The sequence below is a fragment of the Mycobacterium sp. ENV421 genome (genome assembly GCF_002887815.1).
In the GTDB taxonomy this organism is placed as follows: domain Bacteria; phylum Actinomycetota; class Actinomycetes; order Mycobacteriales; family Mycobacteriaceae; genus Mycobacterium.
In genome coordinates this window covers 37,608-54,208 of record NZ_PDHO01000020.1, presented here as the reverse complement: position 1 = coordinate 54,208, position 16,601 = coordinate 37,608, and the positions used below count along the sequence as shown (strand labels likewise).

Genomic DNA, 16,601 nt, shown 5'->3' with positions numbered 1-16,601 from the left:
CATGGCTCGTCCGCACCCCATCATCCGGCTGGCGCTTCACACCCCGGTCGAGATCTACGAGCACGGCTTCGGCCGGCTGCTCGGCAAGCGCTTCGTTCGCCTCAGTCACGGCGGATCCAACTCGTGCGACTGCCGCACGGTCCTCGAAGTCATCGGCGCGAGCGACGACGAGGTGATGGTCATCGCCGGTCTCGGGCCGTCGTGCGAGTGGTTCCGCGACATCGCATCCGGTTCACCGGCATCGATCGAACTCGGCGGGATGACGTTCTCCGCCGAGCACCGGGTGCTCAGCGAGCCGGAGGCCGTTGCGGTGATCGCCGAGTACGAACGGCGTCACTGGCTGATCCGCCCCCTCGTCTACCGGGTGATGGGGATCCTGCTTTGCCGGGACTACGACGGCAGTCCGGCAGCGCACGTCGAACTCGCGCACCGGCTGCCGATCGTCGCGTTTCGCCCTGCCCGCCTGGCCGCCTAGGTATGAGTGAGGGACTAGTTCGGCAGCAGTAGCCGAACGGCATGGGCGACGACCGCGTCGACGTCATCGCCGAGTGTGCCGGCCAGCCACTGCTGGGCCAACTCGGCCATCGCGCCCGCATACATCGCAGCACCGACTTCGGTTGCCACCCGGTCGGATTCGGGTGCGGTGCGGCGGTGCTCGTCGAGGACGAGTTCGCGGACGTGGTCCTGGGCCAGGGTCCGCCGCGCGGCCAGAACGGGATTGGTGCGTGCCTCGGTGAACAGGATCCTGCCCCGCCGCGGGTCGGCCGCGCTGAAGGCGAGCACCGCTCGGATGCCGGCCCGTAGCCGGGCGCGCCGGTCGCGGGCACCGGCCATCGCCGCGGTCAGCATCCCGCCGAGTTCTCCCGCAACCTCGTCGTAGACGGCGCCAAGGAGTGCATCGGTGTCGGTGAAGCTCTCGTAGAAGTAACGGGTGTTGAGTTCGGCTGCCCGGCACACCGACCGCACGGACATCGCGGTCTCGCCGCCCTCGCCGAACAGCGCGTAGGCGGCACGGACCAGAAGGGTCCGGCGCTCGGCCTGGCGGTCGGCGGCGGACAAACCCGCCCACCGGGTGGCACTCGGCATTGGCCGAGGATATACGGACATCGGGCGGCGCCATGTTATTTTGGTTACGGGCGTAACCAAAATGGCGTGCTCGCCGGAAGGGATCAGCCGAGATGAAACTGCCACTGCCGCACCAGCTTCTCGAGCGCAAGATCAGAGGCGATTTCGACAAGAACATCCGCGGGAAGTTCTTTCGTGGTCTGGAGTTTTCCGAACCCGAGGGCGACCCGGGCTGGTTCGGTCCCGGAAGCGCGGTCTGGCATGTCCACTCGCACACCCCTGCATTGATCTTCGGACTGCAGTGCGCCGCATTCATCGAGCGCTTCGACCCGAGCATCTTCTGGATGGGCTCCGATCATTCCCGGGTCGTCGAGCACGACGAGGACGGCAACCCCACCGGTCGGCTGGATCTCAAAGGGTCCGGGGTCCGCCTTGCCCACTCGGTGGCGTTCTTCATCGGAACTGCCTACGGATCCACCGCCACCGCCGAGCGGGTTGCCCAAACCGTGCGCGCCATGCACCACACGATCAAGGGAGTGCGGCCCGACGGCTTGCCCTATGACGCCGACGATCCCGAATGGCTGCGCTGGAATTACGCCACCGTGGTCTGGGGGATTGCGACGGGCCACGAGCTCTATCACCCGACGCCGCTGCGCAACATCGACCGGTACTACGGCGAGTTCGTGCGAGTCGGTCATGCCCTGGGCGGCACCGACCTGCCGTCGACCAAGGCCGAGACCCTCGATTGCCTGCGGTCGTATCTACCGCGGCTGGCCCTGACTCACGGCGCCGCCATGTTCACCGGGCCCAACCTGCAGAACAATCCGGACGTTCCGCAGGAGGCCAAGTTCTTCGACTGGGCCATCCGCGACAGCATGCCGGACTGGGCGGCGCAGATGCTCGGGCATCAACCGCCTCACCCGGTGGAACGAGCCGCGCGGCGTGCCGCAACCTGGGCCGCGCTCAACGCGACGCACCTCGCGATGGATCCGCTGCCGGAGTTCCAGCAAGCCTGTCGGCGGGTGGCCGGCGGCACCGTGGTCGGCCACACCGAGCCGTCCTATGTGTTGGGCAGCGATCCGGTCCGCAGCCGCGGGACCGTCGAACAGATGGTGTGATCTGGACCACTGGCGAATTGCTGAGACTGACTCGCTAAGCCTGCCGATCAGCGAACACGGTCGACATCAAGATCGTCGAGGGCCACATCCTGCCTCGGCGGAGCTCCGGGCGCGTCAATAAGTTAAGAACTTTCCTTAGGAATTTAGACGCGGCTGAGGCATTGTGATTTGTGCCTCTTTCGGCCCGGCGCCGGTAAGAAAATCTAAGGACGCGGGTCGTTGCATCCATTCGTCTGTGATCTTGAATACTGCTAAATGGGCACGTCAGAATACCTTTTCGCACGGCCATCAAACCTTTGCAACGAAATGATAACGATCACTGTCTTAGCAGTTGCTGAGATCTTCGGCGTGCTTGGGAATGGGTTCCGAAAAGCCGCGAATTCTCCGTGAATTGACTAGCTACACTCGACCCAGGCGGTTACCGGCAGGTAACGCGAAAACGACTAAAGACAATGCGCGGTGCAGTCCAGGCCGCCGGAGGTACGAGATCATGGCAAACACAACGGGAGTTACGGAAGGGTCCAATGTCACCGGTGTCGCGGTGGCTGAGCGGGCCACCGCGGAGCGCTCTCTGTGGCTGTCCTCGCTGCCGTCGATCCGACGGACCCCTATCGGCGACCTGCTGCCCCAGCTGCTGGGCGGCGCCGGACTGGAGCCGCTGACCGACCCGATCGCAGCGCCGGTGATGACCGTCGCCCGCACGCTCGCCGTCGGGCACGGACCCGTCAGCGACATCGCCGTCAGCCCGGACGGCCGTCATCTCATCACCGCCCACTACGGCGCCGACGTGGTGGGCGTCATCGACACCGCCACGCTGTCGGTCACCGCGACCATCGACGGGCTCAGCGAGCCATACGCGGCCGTCATCGTCGGTGACCGCGCCTACGTCAGCGCAGCCTCCAACGCCGAGGATGCCGTCATCGCCGTCGACACCCGCACCGCGACACCGCTCGCGGCTAAGACGTTCGACATGACGCTTTCCGGCCTGGCCGTCAGCCCGGCCGGCGACGTTCTCTACGTCGGCAGGACCGGCGAGGACGATGTCGATATCGCGGTCATCGACATCGAGTCCGGCTCCGTCACCAGCATCGCCGTCCCGGCCGCGCCCGGCGCCTCCATCGAGACGGTTCGGCTCAATGCCGATGGCACGCGTCTGTTCGCCGCGCTGACCACCCCGACGGGCGGCATGCTGGCGATCGTCGACACCACCGCCCGTGCGGTCAAAGCCGGAGTGTCCATCGACGGTTCGATCGGTGACATCGCAGTTGTGCCCAACGGCCGCACCGTTTTTGCCACCGGGTGGGACGTTGAACTCGGCGGCGTCATCCATGTCATCGACATCGCCGGGGCCCGCGTCACCGACACCATCGACATGGGTGGGGTCCCGACGCAGCTGGTGCTCAGCCGCGGCGGCGCGTGCGCCTACATCGTCGACCGTGACGAGATCGCGGTGATGTGCACCGCCACCACCGAGATCGTCGACAGCGTCGTCATCGGCCCGCAGTTGTCCTGCCTGGCCGTCGACCCGGTGCGGAACCGGCTGTACGCGGCGGACTACGCCGGTGCGATCACCGCCATCCGGCTCGATCCGGCCGTGCCACAGCCCCAGATGGCCGTCGCGGCATCCTGACCGGGCTGCCACGATGGAGTGATGACTTCGACTCCACGGCAGCGCGTCGTCAACTTCGTCCAGCGGCGGGTCGCCAACCCACTGATGCGGCTGGTCCCGATTCAGACTCTGCTGGAGACGACCGGGCGAAAATCCGGCCAACCGCGGACCACCCCGATCGGCGGCCGGCTCGACGGTGAAAAGTTCTGGCTGGTGTCGGAATTCGGCGATCGATCCCAATATGTCCGCAACATCGCGGCGAACCCGCGGGTACGGGTCCGCGTCCGCGGTCGCTGGCACAGCGGAACCGCCGTGGTTTTACCTGACGACGACGCGCGGGCGCGCCTGTCCGAGCTTCCTCGGATGAACAGTGCGGCGGTACGCGCGATGGGAGACAACCTGCTCACCATCCGCGTGGACTTGGACTAGTGCGCGCTGCAGTCCAGTGACACCGAGATCGTCTGGCTGGTGACCACCGGCACCAGAATGGTGCGATTGTTGCCGCGCCCCGGTCCGGTATAGGGCACCCACTGAGTGACGGTCTGCGGATTGCGCACATTTGTGACCACACACTTCGACATCGGACCCGTGCCGATGCGGTCGATGTTCACGGTGTAACCCTGACTCTGCAGCTGGCTGATCGTGGCCTGTGCCGAACTGTCGGCCCACGCCGTCGCGGCCGGCCCTGCGACGATTCCACCCGCGGCCGCCACCGCGGCGAGCGCATATGCGGTCCGCATGATCGTGTCTCCTCTTTTCCCGCCCAATGATCCTCCAGGTACATCGTCGTTGCCGATGAAAACGTTCCCGCTCCTGCAGATTCGCCTGGAGTTGTTTAGTCGGGGCAGGGCCGGGAACCCCGGACCTGCGGGCGGATGTGCGGTTGCGCGGTCGAAGACGACCGGCGCTGACCGAGAAATCGCCCGGTCAATGGGATGCACGGTGCGCATGCGCCTCATCCCGCACTGCAGGAACAGACGCCAAGGAGGACCCATGGCAGACAACAGCGGACCCGAAGAGGGCATCAAGGGCGTCGTCGAAGACGTCAAGGGCAAGGCCAAGGAAGCCGTCGGCGCCGTGACCGGCAGCGATGACCTCACCGAAGAGGGCAAGGCGCAGCAGGACAAGGCCGAGGCTCAGCGTGACGCCGCGGCCAAGGAAGCCGAGGCCGAGAAGGCTCGCGGCGAGGCGAAGGCCCAAGAGAAGCGACAAGAGTCGCACCAGTAGACGAGGTGCGAGAACCCGGCCGGAGCACCCGGCCGGGTTCTTGTCCTTTCAGGACCGTGGGCCGTACATGATCAGCGCCACCCCCACCAGGCAGATGATCGAACCGGTCACATCCCAGCGGTCCGGGCGAAAACCATCGGCCGCCATGCCCCAGAGCAGCGAGCCGGCGACAAATACCCCGCCATACGCGGCCAGGATTCGGCCGAAGTGCGGGTCGGGCTGCAGCGTCGCGACGAAACCGTAAGCCCCCAAAGCGATTACACCGAAGCCGACCCAAACCCAGCCTCGATGTTCGCGGACGCCCTGCCACACCAGCCAGGCGCCGCCGATCTCCAGAAGCGCCGCAGCCAGGAACAGAGCCGCTGATTTCAGCACAACCACCGGGCCAGCATGGCACGGGCGAGTTGCTCACACCCGCGCCGATCAGTCGCCAACGACACAGTGTGCGAAGCCGATCTGCGGTTAATCCCAGGCCGGTGACCACCACAGAACTGCCTTCCGGTGCGCGCGTCCGGCTCAGCCACGACGTGGTGCGCCTCGACGACGGTCACCGGGTCGGCGTCTCGACCGGCGGCCGCGGTGTCCCGCTGGTGTTCCTGCACGGCTACGGCCTGAACGCGCGGGCCTATCTGGGGCTGCTGAGCCGGCTGGGGGCGCTGGGATTCAGCGTGATCGCTGTCGACGCCGCCGGTCATGGCGGAACGCCGAGGCTGCCCGCCGAGGCAACGCTGGAACGCCGTGTCGATCTGACGCTGCGCGCCCTGGATGCAGTGGGCGTCCGGAAAGCGGTTTTTCTCGGCCACTCCATGGGTGGCCGGATGATCGTCGACCTGGCGGCCCGCGCACCCGAGCGGGTGCTGGCGGCGGTGTTGCTCAACGCCGCCGCGGGCGCGCCGTTCGACGAGTCGATCTCGTCCGGGCACCGCTCACCCCGCGCGGTCGCCGAGCGGCTACTGGCCGTTGCCGTCGACGCCCAGGGCGACCCGAGGCGGCTCCCGTTGGGTGAAATGGCCGGCTATCTGCGGGTGATGGCGGGTGCACTGGCTCGAAATACGCGCTCGCCGCGCGGACTGTCCGGGTCCCTGAGGGCGCTTCTGGGCTCCGGCGACTTCGGCGACAAGCTGGTCGCCATGCGCGCCAACGGTGTGCCCACGATCGTCGTGCACGGCGAGAAGGACGGCGTCGTTCCGTTCGAGAACGCCTACGACATGGCCGAGCGGGCCGACGGGACGCTCTACCGGGTGCCGGGTGCGCACCATTCGTGGATGTTGGCTCACCCGCGTCAGGGCGCCGACATGATGCGCCAGTTGCTCGGCGCCGAACTCGGCCGGGCGCTGGCGCGGGTGTACCGCGATACCCCGGACCTGGATGCCGATGAACTCGAACCCGTCGAACTGGAGTTGCTCCGATCGCCGGCGGCGCGTCGTCATTCGCGCCGTCGCCCGTGGGCTTTCCGGTGGCCGGCCCGCCGCCGGGTTCCGGCGGCACTGACCGGGTAACCGATCCCGGGCCTGCCGCGTTGCCCGCCGCGATAGATTCGGGCCTATGCAGAGCACCATGCAGAACTTTCCGCTGACCGTTTCCGCGATCCTGCGCTACGCCGCCACCGTTCACGGCGATCGGACCGTGACCACCGCGACCGGCGACGGGTTCCGGCACGCCACCTACCGCGAGGTGGGACAACAGGCCGCCCGGTTGGCCAATGCGTTGCGGCGCCTGGGTATCAAGGGCGATGACCGGGTTGCCACTTTCATGTGGAACAACCAGGAACACCTGGAGGCCTACGTCGCGGTGCCCTCGATGGGGGCGGTGCTCCACACGCTGAACATCCGGCTGTTCCCCGAGCAGATCGAGTTCGTCGCGTACGAGGCCGAGGATCAGGTGGTGATCGCCGACCTGTCGCTGGCGCCGATTCTGGCCCCGGTGCTGCCCAAGATGGAGACGGTGCACACAGTGATCGCCGTCGGGTCCGGCGATCTGGAGCCGTTCGAGGCGTCGGGCAAGCGGGTGGTGCGCTACCACGACGTGCTCGGTGCCGAGTCCGATGAGTTCGAGTGGCCGGAGATCGACGAAAACTCTGCCGCCGCAATGTGTTACACCAGCGGTACCACCGGTCATCCGAAGGGTGTGGTCTACGGGCACCGGTCGAGCTACCTGCACTCGATGGCAGTCTGCAGCGGTAACGGGCTCGGACTCAGCTTCTCCGACAAGGCCTTACCGATCGTGCCGATGTTCCACGCCAATGCCTGGGGGCTGCCGTATGCGGCGTTGATGGCCGGCGCGGATCTGGTGCTGCCGGATCGATTCATGGATCCCACCTCGTTGGTGAACCTGATCGAAAGCCAGCGCCCGACGGTGGCCGGGGCGGTGCCGACCATCTGGAACGACGTGATGAACCATCTGGACCGCAACCCTGGTCACGACATCTCGTCGCTGCGGTTGGTGTCGTGTGGCGGCTCGGCCGTGCCGGTGTCGCTGATGAAGGCGTTCGAGGAGAAGTTCGATGTGGAAATCCGCCAGCTGTGGGGGATGACCGAAACGTCGCCGATCGCCACCCTGGCTTGGCCGCCGCCGGGCTTGACCCCCGAAAAGCAGTGGGAGGTCCGGGGAACGCAGGGCCGGCCGATCTGCGGTGTGGAGACCCGCATCGTCGACGACGAGGGCGCCGTGCTGCCCAACGACGGCGAGGCGGTCGGGGAGCTGGAGGTCCGCGGTGCGTGGATCACCGGCTCCTACTACCGCAACACCGACGAGTCGAAGTTCCAGTCGGGCTGGTTGCGCACCGGGGACGTGGGTCGAATCGACGGCCAGGGCTACATCACGTTGACCGACCGCGCCAAGGACGTCATCAAGTCCGGTGGTGAGTGGATCTCCTCGGTCGAACTCGAGAACTATCTGATCTCCCACCCCGCGGTGCGGGAGGCCGCGGTGGTCGGGGTGCCCGACGAACGCTGGCAGGAACGACCGCTGGCCGCGGTGGTGCTGCACGAGGGGGCCGAGGCCTCGCCGCAGGAGCTACGTAATTTCCTGTCCGACAAGGTCGTTCGGTGGTGGCTGCCGGAACGGTGGACATTCGTCGACGAGATCCCGCGGACCAGCGTCGGCAAGTACGACAAGAAGACCATCCGTGCCAGGCACGCCGACGACGTCTACGACGTCACCCACCTCGGCTAGTGCGGCCATACCGGCGACGGAACTTCTCCACCTGACCGGCCGCGTCCATGATCCGGCGCTCACCGGTCCAGAACGGATGAGAGTCCGCGGTCACCTCCGCGACCACAAGAGGGTAGGTGCGCACGCCATCGGCCGTCTCCACGTCGATCGTGCGTGACGTCGTTACCGTGGAACGAGTCAGGAACGTCGTGCCCGTCGTGGCGTCCTGGAAGACCACCGGGCGGTAGTCGGGGTGGATACCGGGTTTCATCGATCTTCTCCGTGGTTGGTTGTGGGTTTGGGTGTGGGCTTGCTTGTGGGCGAAGATAATTCGCTGTGCCCGGCCGAGTCGCCGCACGGCTCCTCGTGCCAATGGCCGAACGGGTCGGGATAATCGGCCCAGCTTTCGGGACTGGTCATCTCGTCGTCGGTGACCAACGCCTGCCACAGCGCGTCCTCGATCTCGCGGCGTTCCGCCCCGCAGACCAGAACGGTCATCGACGTTCGGCGATCGCCGTATCGGTCGTCCCACGCCAGGCTTGCCATGACCCGGCGCTCCGGCTCGACGTAGGCGACCTCCGAATCGCTCATCGCCGCCAGCCACTTTCCGCCCGAGCTGACGCGCAGTCCGCCACCGGCGGACTCTAGGTACATCACGTTGTCGGGCTCATTGGCCAACCAGACCCGGCCGCGGCTGCGCACCACGCCCGTCAGCAGGACATCGAGCGCGTCGTGAAGGCGCTCAGGGTGAAACGGGCGGTCGGCGGCGAACTCGAGGATGCTCACCTGTCCGTCGGTGTCCAGTGGTGGCTCACCGTCCAGCAGCGGTCCGTGCGGATCGTCACTGCGGCCGCGACGCGCGCCGGACTCCAGGTTCGCCACCGCTTCCTCGACGTGATCGGGCAGCTGGATGATCCACGCGCGGGGCGCCAATCGACGCAGAACGGCCACGGTGGTGCGGTCCACTCTCGGCGCCACGATCACGTCGGCGAACTCACAGTGGCCGACCACCACCTGGGCCACGGTGCGCCCGTCGTCGAGCTCGTCGTCGCAGAGCGCCTGCGCGAGCCAGGTCGGTGAATCCAAACAGGTTATGACGCCGGTGATTTCGACGTCGCGGGACGCGGGTCCGTCGACGTAGCCGGGACCGAGGCGGGTGCGGATGTGGTTGATGGCCCAGCAGACAGGTTCGGGCTCCAGGGTGGACTCCAGGTGTACGACGATCCGCTCCACATCGCCGCGGCGGTGCAGTCTGCGCAACAGCAGGAGCAGGTCATTGCGCACCGTGCACGACAGGCAGCCGTGGTCCAGCTCCAGGACATAACCGGCGGAGGTTGGGACGCCGTTCTGGACGGTGGTCAGAACTCGGTGCACCACGTGGCCGTCGAAGTGGTGCCGCACGACCAGAGTTCCCTCCTGCCGCAGCAGTGTTCTGGCCACGGCGTCACTGTCACCGTGACCTGCGACGAGCAGTACCGGGGTTCGCACCGCACCTCCCGTATTGAAAACGATTTCCATTAACTGCCGGCACACGCTACAGTGCGAGACGGCACTTGTCGAAAATCATTTTCAATAACGCAAACGGCCGCAGGAGGGTTGTCGATGTCCGCACGATGCCAAGTCACCGGGCGCTCACCGGGTTTCGGGAACTCGGTGTCGCACTCGCATCGGCGCACCAGCCGGCGCTGGTCGCCGAATATCCAGACCAAGACCTACTACCTGCCGGCGGAGGGTCGGCGCGTCCGGCTTCGGGTCAGCGCCAAGGGCATCAAGGTCATCGACCGCGACGGGATCGAAGCCGTGGTGGCGCGCTTGCGCCGGGAAGGACAGAAAATCTGATGGCACGCAATGAGATACGGCCCACCGTGAAGCTACGGTCGACCGCCGGCACCGGGTATACGTACGTGACCAAGAAGAACCGCCGCAACGATCCCGATCGGATCGTGTTGCGGAAATACGACCCCGTGATCCGTCGCCACGTCGAGTTCCGAGAGGAGCGCTGACGTGGCCAAGCGATCCAAGATCGTCAAGAACAACCATCGCGCCGAGATCGTCGCCCGCCACGCCGAGCGGCGCGGCGAGCTCAAGCGCATCATCTGTTCGCCGCAGAGCACCGCCGAGCAGAAACTACAGGCGCAGCAGGAATTGGCGCGCCAGCCACGAGATGCCAGCGCGGTGCGGGTGCGCAACCGCGACTCCATCGACGGCCGTCCCCGCGGACATCTGCGGAAGTTCGGGCTCTCGCGGGTCCGGGTGCGCGAGCTCGCCCACCGAGGTGAGCTTCCCGGCGTGCGGAAGGCGAGCTGGTGAAGGCCAAAACCCGGAACCGGCGCCCCGCGGCGGAGGTCAAGCCCCGCCGCAACACTCTCACCGGAATGGGTCTGCGCGAGGTCGACTACAAGGACACCGCCACCTTGCGGGTGTTCATCTCCGAACGCGGAAAGATCCGATCGCGCAGAGTCACCGGCCTCACGGTCCGCCAGCAGCGGCAAGTCGCGACCGCGATCAAGAACGCCAGAGAGATGGCGCTGTTGCCGTACCCGGGGTCGACATGACGTCCACGCCGTTCACCGTTGTCGTGTGCGCCGGTTGCGCGCCACCGGACACGTCGGTGATCGACGCACTGCGGACCATGGTGCGGGAAAGCTCAGGCGGGATGCTGGTGTCCACGCCGTGCCTGCTCGGCCCGGACGGCTGCCCGGACGGCTGTCAGGCGCACCGCGGTGACGGTGCGGTCGCCATGCTCCAGCCGTGCCGCGCTGACCGCACGCCGGTCGGTCCCGCGCGGTGGATCGACCTCAGCGCTCCGCGCGCTGGTAGGCGGTGACGACCGCCGCGCCGCCCAGGCCGATGTTGTGCTGCAACGCGGCGGTGACGTTGTCCACCTGACGCTTGTCCGCGGTGCCACGCAGCTGCCAGGTCAGCTCGGCGCACTGCGCCAGGCCGGTCGCGCCCAGCGGATGACCCTTGGAGATCAGCCCACCCGACGGGTTCACCACCCAGCGTCCGCCGTAGGTGGTGTCGCCTGCGTCGATCAGCTCGGGAGCCTCACCCTCGCCGCACAGCCCCAGGGCCTCATAGAGCAGCAGCTCGTTGGCCGAGAAACAGTCGTGCAGCTCGATCACCTGGAAGTCGGCCGGGCCGAGACCGGACTGATCGTAAACCTGTTGTGCGGCCTGCACATTCATGTCATGGCCGATGATGTTGGCCGCGCTGCCGTCGAACGTCGACGCGAAATCGGTGGTCATCGCCTGCCCGACGATCTCGACGGCCTGACCGGCCAGCCCGTGCTTGTCGACGAACGCCTCGCTGGCCACGATCGCCGCGCCGCTGCCGTCCGAGGTGGGCGAGCACTGCAGCTTGGTCAGCGGATCGGAGATCATCTTCGCGCCCAGGATGTCGTCGAGGGTGTACTCCTCCTGGAACTGCGCATACGGATTGTTCACCGAATGCTTGTGATTCTTGAAACCGATCTTCGCGAAATGCTCGGCCGTGGTGCCGTACTTCTTCATGTGCTCGCGGCCTGCCGCACCGAACATCCACGGCGCCACCGGAAACGTCATCGAGTCGGTCTCGTTGAGGGCGACGATATGCCGCATCAGCGGCGACTCGCGGTCTTCGGCGCCACCGCCGAGCGAGCCGGGCTGCATCTTCTCGAACCCGAGGGCGATGGTGCAATCGGCGAGGCCTCCCCGGATCGCTTGCGCGGCCAGGTACAGCGCCGTCGAGCCCGTCGAACAGTTGTTGTTGACGTTGACGATCGGGATGCCGGTCATGCCGAGCTCATAGAGCGCACGCTGCCCGGAGGTGGAGTCGCCCGAGCAGTAGCCGACGTACCCCTGCTGCACCTCGGCGTAGTCGATGCCGGCGTCGGCCAGCGCCTTGGTGCCGGACTCGTTGGCCATCTGGGGATAGTCCCAGCCTTCGCGGCGGCCGGGCTTCTCGAATTTGGTCATCCCGACCCCGACGACGAACACCCGGTTCTTTGTTCCGGCCATGGCCCATTCCTTCCGTCTGCGGTGACGATCCCGCTAGTGTAGACCCGGCTGTAACACGTTCTAGTTTTCTGCGGAGGAGCACCAATGGCGTTGCGAGTCGTGCAGTGGGCAACCGGGTCGGTCGGGGTCGCGGCGATCAAGGGTGTGCTGGAACATCCCGAACTCGAACTGGCCGGCTGCTGGGTGCATTCCACGGACAAGGCCGGCAAGGACGTCGGCGATATCATCGGCACCGACCCGCTGGGCATCACAGCCACCAACAGCATCGACGACATCCTCGCCCTGGACGCCGACGCGGTGATCTACGCGCCACTGCTGCCCAACGTCGAGGAAGTGACCGCACTGCTGCGCTCGGGCAAGAACGTCGTCAGCCCGCTGGGCTGGTTCTACCCGAGTGAATCCGAAGCCGCCCCGCTGGAGGCCGCCGCCCGCGAGGGCAACGTCACCCTGCACGGCGCCGGGATCGGACCGGGTGCGGCCACCGAGCTGTTCCCGCTGCTGCTGTCGGTGATGTCCACCGGGGTGACGTACGTTCGCGCCGAAGAGTTCTCCGACCTCCGGACGTACGGCGCACCCGACGTGCTGCGCCACGTGATGGGCTTCGGCGGAACGCCGGAGAGCGCGTTGACCGGACCGATGCAGAAACTGCTCAACGGCGGCTTCTTCCAGTCGGTTCGGCTCATCGTCGACCGCCTGGGTTTTGCCGCCGAGCCGCAGATCCGCACCTCCCAGGAAGTAGCTGTCGCAACCGCCCCCATCGACTCGCCGATGGGGGTCATCGAACCCGGCCAGGTGGCTGGGCGGCGCTTCCACTGGGATGCCGTGGTCACCAACACCATCGTCGTGCGCATCACCGTCAACTGGCTGATGGGTGAGGAAAATCTCGATCCCGCATGGTCTTTCGGGCCGGCGGGGGAGCGCTACGAGATGGAGGTCCGGGGCAACCCGAACACGTTCGTCACGGTCAAGGGCTGGCAGCCGGAGAGCGTGGAGGAAGGGTTGGTCAGAAACCCCGGTGTGGTGGCCACCGCGGCGCACTGCGTCAACTCCGTGCCGGCGACCTGCGCCGCCGCGCCGGGCATCGCCGGCTTCTTCGACCTGCCACTGATCACCGGACGCGCAGCACCTCAGCTCGCACGCTGACTATCCTTGGCGAGATGGCTCACCCCGTCGTCGTCCAGCAGTCCCGCGCCATTCCCGTCGCGGTACCCGATGCGTTCGCCAAGACGCTGCCGATGCCGCTGCCCCAGTTGTTCCACCGCTGGTATGGACCGATCCCGCCGATCAAAGCCGTGCACGACCAGACCGGCGACTGGTCGGCGGTGGGGCAGACCCGCACCATCGCCCTGGTCGGGGGCGGAGGCATGCGGGAAACCCTGACGACGGTGGATGCCCCACATGCGTTCGGCTACACCCTCACCGACGTCCGCGGTGCGATGGCGCCGCTGATCGATCACGTCGAGGGGCTGTGGGCCTTCAGCGAACGCGGGACCGGCACCAAGGTCACGTGGCAATGGACCTTGCATCCCAAGTCGGCGCTGACCGCGCCGTTGCTGCCGGTGTTCGCCCGGATCTGGCGTGGCTACGCCAGCCAGGCCCTGGGCACCCTGTCGGATCATCTGCTGAGTTAGGACCCCAGAATGGCCGCGGGCCCGCGCTGCAGCAGCTGGCGCCCGATGATGATCCGCTGAATCTCGCTGGCGCCCTCCCAGATTCGCTCCACCCGCAACTCGCGGAACATCCGCTCTGCGACGTTCTCGCGCATGTATCCGCGCCCGCCGAAGATCTGCACCGCCCGGTCGGCGACCCGGCCGGCCATCTCCGAGCAATACAGCTTGGCCATCGAGGCCTGCCCATGCAGCGCCTTGCGGTCGAGTCCGGCGTCGATACCCCGGGCCACCTCGTAGAGCATGCTGCGTGCGGCGAACAGCTCGGTGGCGCTGTCGGCGAGCATGCCGGCCACCAACTGGTATTCGCCGAGTGGCTTGCCGTCCACCATGCGATCCGTTGCGAATGAGGTCATCTCGTCGACCAGACGTTGAGCGGCCCCCACACAGCGCGACGCCACCATGAGCCGTTCGAACCGGAACCAGTCCTGGGTGAACATCATGCCTTCACCCTCGGCGCCGACCAGATGACTGACCGGAACCCGGACATCGGTGAACGACACGATCGGATGCTCGTCGGGAATGTGGTGCGAATAGTGCGGGGTGCGCACCACCTCCACGCCCGGCCAGGGCAGATCCACCACCAGCAGCACGTGGTCGCCCTCGTGCGGACCGCCGACCAGAACAGCCTGAACGAAGACGTACTCGGCCAGATTGAACGACGTGACGTGCCACTTGATCCCGTTGATCACGTACTCGTCGCCCTGGCGGCGCGCGGTCGTCTCCAGCGCCGACACATCGGAGCCGGCGAACTCCTCGGTGATGGCGTACGCCTCGTGCTTCTCGCCACGCACCGCGGGCAGCAGCCAGCGCTGCTTCTGGTAGTCGGTGGCCACCTCGGCCCACCATTGCGGCGGGGTGTGCATCACCCAGGCGATCGCGTTGGTGACCCTACCGACCTGCTCTTGGACCAGAACCTGTTGTAGCGCAGTGAATCCCGGGCCACCCACCGAGGTGGGCATGTTGGTGGCGTACAGGCCCAGCTCGATCGCCCTGGCGTGATGCTCGGCGGTCAGCTCCTTGGGTAGCCGGCCGCCGGCCATCTCGGCATCCACCTCGTAGGGGATCAGGGTCTCGACGAACTCGCGGGCGGTGTCCCGGATCCGCAGGTCTTCGGCTGTCAACCCGTACATTCGCGGTGCTCTCCGCTCGCTGGAAGCTCTTGACTGAGCGTTCAGTCTATGCCACGGTCTTGAGGTATGGCCAGCAGTCGCAGTGCAGACGTCGTGGTCGTCGGTGGCGGAACTGTCGGGGCGTGGACGGCCGTGCAATTGGCCGAACGCGGCGCAGGCCGCGTGGTGCTCCTCGAGGCTCAGACACTCGGTGACGGGGCCAGCAGTCGCGCCGCCGGAATGGTGCGCGCACAAGGTGGCACCGAGACCGCGATCCGGTTGGGGCTGCGCAGCCAAGAGTTCTACGCCACCAGCGGGGATCGCTACCCACTGGATTGTGGCTTCGTCGCGCAGGGCTACCTGATGCCGTGCTTCACCGATGTCGAGGTGCACCAGGCACACGATCGGATTGCGTTGCAGCGCCGACTCGGACTGGCCGTCGAATGGCTGTCCAGTTCCGACATTGACGACCGGCACACGGGTTTGGCGCCCGGAGTGACCGCAGGCGGCTCGTACGCGCCCGGCGACGGATACATCAACGCGCCGCGCAACGTGCTCGCGTATACCGCTGCGCTGACCGCACACCGAGTGGATGTCCGGGAACGCTGCGCCTTCACCGGTCTGCGGGTGGCCAACGGGCGGGTGGTCGGCGTCGACACCTCCGACGGTCCGATCGACACCGGCCGCGTCGTGCTCACCGGTGGGCCGATGCTCGGTGAGGTCGGCGCGGCGGCCGGTGGGCGCATCCCGGCGGGCGGCACCCGCCACCAGGTCGTGGTCACCGAACCGCTGCGTGACGCCGACATCGACGAACTTCCCATGGTGTTCGACGTCAGCGAAGGAATCTACTGGCGCCCCGGGGAATTCGGAGGCGTGCTGTGGGGGATGAGCAACCCGGACGAACACCCCGGCGCGGCGACCGAGTTCGACTGGACCTACTACCAGAAAGCGCTGGCCCGCATCGAGTCACTGTTCCCGGCGGTGCGCGGGCTGGGCCTCCGGCGCACCTGGGCGGCGACGATCGACTACACCAACGACCATCTACCGATCCTGGGTCCGCTGCTGACCGACGACGGTGCGATCGACGGCACCGTGGTGGCCAGCCCCGCCGGTCACGGCATGATGTGGGGCCCCGCGGTCGCCGAGGCGGCCGCCGACGTCACGCTCACGGGTAGGTGCGACTGGCTGGATCTGACCGACCTCGGCCTCGACCGTTTCGATGCCGACGGCAACAGCAGGCTCGAGCCCGAACCGATCTCCCTCCCGTTTCCCGAACACGCCTGACACGAAAGGCTCCCTCTCATGACCGCTGCTGTGCTGACCACCGTCCTCGCCAATGCTGCCGACGCCGAACTCGAGGATTGGGGACCGCTGGAGGAGGCCACCGCAGATCCGATGGCGACGCACGGTCTCGAGGTATGGGTCGACGGCGACAAATCGGCCGGCATCTGGCAATGCGCCCCCGGCCCCTCGCACTGGACGCTCGAGGTCAACGAGATGATCTATGTGGTGTCCGGGCGGATGACCGTCACCCCCGACGGCGGCGAGCCGAGTGAGGTCGGCGCCGGTGACCTCGCGGTCTTCCCCGTCGGCTGGACCGGCACGTGGGTGATCCACGAGACGCTGCGCAAGGCCTACGCGATGTTCTGACT

The 16,601-nt window shown here is 66.9% G+C and carries 23 protein-coding genes; 16 read left to right on the top strand and 7 right to left on the bottom strand.

The genetic code is table 11. The annotated features are described in order from the left end of the window. Nucleotide 1 precedes the first annotated feature (1 nt). Complete coding sequence (locus tag CRM90_RS30740) at nucleotides 2–475, top strand: hypothetical protein (RefSeq protein WP_199189977.1); 474 nt, start codon at nucleotides 2–4, stop codon at nucleotides 473–475. Nucleotides 476–489: 14 nt separating this feature from the next. Here CRM90_RS30740 and CRM90_RS21030 read toward each other — a convergent pair whose 3' ends face one another. Continuing rightward, complete coding sequence (locus tag CRM90_RS21030; protein ID WP_102808875.1) at nucleotides 490–1,086, bottom strand: TetR/AcrR family transcriptional regulator; 597 nt, start codon at nucleotides 1,084–1,086, stop codon at nucleotides 490–492. A gap of 98 nt (nucleotides 1,087–1,184) precedes the next feature. On the opposite strand from CRM90_RS21030, the gene CRM90_RS21025 reads away from it, so the two are divergent. The 3 genes from CRM90_RS21025 to CRM90_RS21015 all read left to right on the top strand — a co-directional run bounded on the left by CRM90_RS21025 (nucleotide 1,185) and on the right by CRM90_RS21015 (nucleotide 4,221). Continuing rightward, on the top strand, nucleotides 1,185–2,183 hold the full coding sequence (locus CRM90_RS21025; RefSeq protein ID WP_502693296.1) for an oxygenase MpaB family protein: 999 nt from the start codon (nucleotides 1,185–1,187) through the stop codon (nucleotides 2,181–2,183). Nucleotides 2,184–2,673: 490 nt separating this feature from the next. After that, nucleotides 2,674–3,813 (top strand): YncE family protein, encoded by a 1,140-nt coding sequence (locus CRM90_RS21020; protein ID WP_158249043.1) that lies wholly within the window; start codon nucleotides 2,674–2,676, stop codon nucleotides 3,811–3,813. 21 nt (nucleotides 3,814–3,834) lie between these two features. Beyond that, the gene (locus tag CRM90_RS21015; RefSeq protein ID WP_102808872.1) at nucleotides 3,835–4,221 is read left to right on the top strand and encodes a nitroreductase/quinone reductase family protein; all 387 of its coding nucleotides are present in this window, start codon (nucleotides 3,835–3,837) and stop codon (nucleotides 4,219–4,221) included. Here CRM90_RS21015 and CRM90_RS21010 read toward each other — a convergent pair. After that, entirely contained in the window at nucleotides 4,218–4,532 is a 315-nt protein-coding gene (locus tag CRM90_RS21010; protein WP_083120675.1) for a hypothetical protein, read from the bottom strand. The two genes, CRM90_RS21015 and CRM90_RS21010, sit on opposite strands and share 4 nt — an antisense overlap. A gap of 253 nt (nucleotides 4,533–4,785) precedes the next feature. Between CRM90_RS21010 and mbp1 the strand changes: the two genes are divergently transcribed. Beyond that, the gene (gene mbp1 / locus CRM90_RS21005; protein WP_102808871.1) at nucleotides 4,786–5,019 is read left to right on the top strand and encodes a microaggregate-binding protein 1; all 234 of its coding nucleotides are present in this window, start codon (nucleotides 4,786–4,788) and stop codon (nucleotides 5,017–5,019) included. 48 nt (nucleotides 5,020–5,067) lie between these two features. On the opposite strand, the gene CRM90_RS21000 is transcribed toward mbp1, so the two are convergent. Continuing rightward, a complete protein-coding gene (locus tag CRM90_RS21000; protein ID WP_102808870.1) occupies nucleotides 5,068–5,400 on the bottom strand; it encodes a YnfA family protein in 333 nt (110 codons plus the stop codon). A 95-nt stretch (nucleotides 5,401–5,495) separates the two neighbouring features. Here CRM90_RS21000 and CRM90_RS20995 point away from each other — a divergent pair, with 95 nt between their 5' ends. Both CRM90_RS20995 and CRM90_RS20990 read left to right on the top strand, forming a co-directional pair. Next, the gene (locus CRM90_RS20995; RefSeq protein WP_158249042.1) at nucleotides 5,496–6,518 is read left to right on the top strand and encodes an alpha/beta fold hydrolase; all 1,023 of its coding nucleotides are present in this window, start codon (nucleotides 5,496–5,498) and stop codon (nucleotides 6,516–6,518) included. 46 nt (nucleotides 6,519–6,564) lie between these two features. Then, nucleotides 6,565–8,193 carry a long-chain fatty acid--CoA ligase gene (locus CRM90_RS20990; protein WP_102808868.1) on the top strand — a complete coding sequence of 543 codons (1,629 nt, stop codon included), beginning with the start codon at nucleotides 6,565–6,567 and terminating at the stop codon, nucleotides 8,191–8,193. Here the strand turns inward: CRM90_RS20990 and CRM90_RS20985 are convergent. Then, entirely contained in the window at nucleotides 8,177–8,443 is a 267-nt protein-coding gene (locus CRM90_RS20985) for a type B 50S ribosomal protein L31 (protein ID WP_102808867.1), read from the bottom strand. The two genes, CRM90_RS20990 and CRM90_RS20985, sit on opposite strands and share 17 nt — an antisense overlap. Continuing rightward, a complete protein-coding gene (gene mrf, locus CRM90_RS20980; protein ID WP_102808866.1) occupies nucleotides 8,440–9,660 on the bottom strand; it encodes a ribosome hibernation factor-recruiting GTPase MRF in 1,221 nt (406 codons plus the stop codon). The genes CRM90_RS20985 and mrf overlap by 4 nt, the downstream gene beginning before the upstream one ends. A 114-nt stretch (nucleotides 9,661–9,774) precedes the next feature. Here mrf and rpmB point away from each other — a divergent pair, with 114 nt between their 5' ends. Genes rpmB through CRM90_RS20955 form a run of 5 tightly spaced genes read left to right on the top strand, consistent with a single transcriptional unit; the run spans nucleotide 9,775 to nucleotide 10,999 of the window. Beyond that, nucleotides 9,775–10,011: a 50S ribosomal protein L28 gene (gene rpmB, locus CRM90_RS20975; protein ID WP_102808865.1), complete on the top strand. Its 237-nt coding sequence runs from the start codon at nucleotides 9,775–9,777 to the stop codon at nucleotides 10,009–10,011. Further along, the gene (gene rpmG, locus CRM90_RS20970) at nucleotides 10,011–10,175 is read left to right on the top strand and encodes a 50S ribosomal protein L33 (RefSeq protein WP_102808864.1); all 165 of its coding nucleotides are present in this window, start codon (nucleotides 10,011–10,013) and stop codon (nucleotides 10,173–10,175) included. The genes rpmB and rpmG overlap by 1 nt, the downstream gene beginning before the upstream one ends. Before the next feature lies 1 nt (nucleotide 10,176). Continuing rightward, nucleotides 10,177–10,482: a 30S ribosomal protein S14 gene (gene rpsN, locus CRM90_RS20965; RefSeq protein WP_102808863.1), complete on the top strand. Its 306-nt coding sequence runs from the start codon at nucleotides 10,177–10,179 to the stop codon at nucleotides 10,480–10,482. Then, nucleotides 10,476–10,727: a 30S ribosomal protein S18 gene (gene rpsR / locus CRM90_RS20960; protein ID WP_102808862.1), complete on the top strand. Its 252-nt coding sequence runs from the start codon at nucleotides 10,476–10,478 to the stop codon at nucleotides 10,725–10,727. Before rpsN ends, rpsR begins: the two co-directional genes overlap by 7 nt. Continuing rightward, nucleotides 10,724–10,999, top strand: a complete 276-nt coding sequence (locus CRM90_RS20955) for a hypothetical protein (RefSeq protein WP_102808861.1) — start codon at nucleotides 10,724–10,726, stop codon at nucleotides 10,997–10,999. The genes rpsR and CRM90_RS20955 overlap by 4 nt, the downstream gene beginning before the upstream one ends. Here CRM90_RS20955 and CRM90_RS20950 read toward each other — a convergent pair. Continuing rightward, nucleotides 10,971–12,170: a lipid-transfer protein gene (locus CRM90_RS20950; RefSeq protein WP_102808860.1), complete on the bottom strand. Its 1,200-nt coding sequence runs from the start codon at nucleotides 12,168–12,170 to the stop codon at nucleotides 10,971–10,973. The two genes, CRM90_RS20955 and CRM90_RS20950, sit on opposite strands and share 29 nt — an antisense overlap. Nucleotides 12,171–12,254: 84 nt before the next feature. Here CRM90_RS20950 and CRM90_RS20945 point away from each other — a divergent pair, with 84 nt between their 5' ends. Both CRM90_RS20945 and CRM90_RS20940 read left to right on the top strand, forming a co-directional pair. Further along, nucleotides 12,255–13,313, top strand: a complete 1,059-nt coding sequence (locus CRM90_RS20945; RefSeq protein WP_102808859.1) for an NAD(P)H-dependent amine dehydrogenase family protein — start codon at nucleotides 12,255–12,257, stop codon at nucleotides 13,311–13,313. 14 nt (nucleotides 13,314–13,327) lie between these two features. Next, complete coding sequence (locus tag CRM90_RS20940) at nucleotides 13,328–13,801, top strand: SRPBCC family protein (protein WP_102808858.1); 474 nt, start codon at nucleotides 13,328–13,330, stop codon at nucleotides 13,799–13,801. On the opposite strand, the gene CRM90_RS20935 is transcribed toward CRM90_RS20940, so the two are convergent. Then, nucleotides 13,798–14,970, bottom strand: coding sequence for an acyl-CoA dehydrogenase family protein (locus tag CRM90_RS20935; protein WP_102808857.1), 1,173 nt, complete (start codon nucleotides 14,968–14,970; stop codon nucleotides 13,798–13,800). The two genes, CRM90_RS20940 and CRM90_RS20935, sit on opposite strands and share 4 nt — an antisense overlap. A 66-nt stretch (nucleotides 14,971–15,036) precedes the next feature. On the opposite strand from CRM90_RS20935, the gene CRM90_RS20930 reads away from it, so the two are divergent. Both CRM90_RS20930 and CRM90_RS20925 read left to right on the top strand, forming a co-directional pair. Then, nucleotides 15,037–16,233, top strand: a complete 1,197-nt coding sequence (locus tag CRM90_RS20930; RefSeq protein ID WP_102808856.1) for an NAD(P)/FAD-dependent oxidoreductase — start codon at nucleotides 15,037–15,039, stop codon at nucleotides 16,231–16,233. An 18-nt stretch (nucleotides 16,234–16,251) separates the two neighbouring features. Continuing rightward, the gene (locus CRM90_RS20925) at nucleotides 16,252–16,599 is read left to right on the top strand and encodes a cupin domain-containing protein (protein WP_102808855.1); all 348 of its coding nucleotides are present in this window, start codon (nucleotides 16,252–16,254) and stop codon (nucleotides 16,597–16,599) included. The last annotated feature ends 2 nt before the right edge of the window (nucleotides 16,600–16,601 follow it).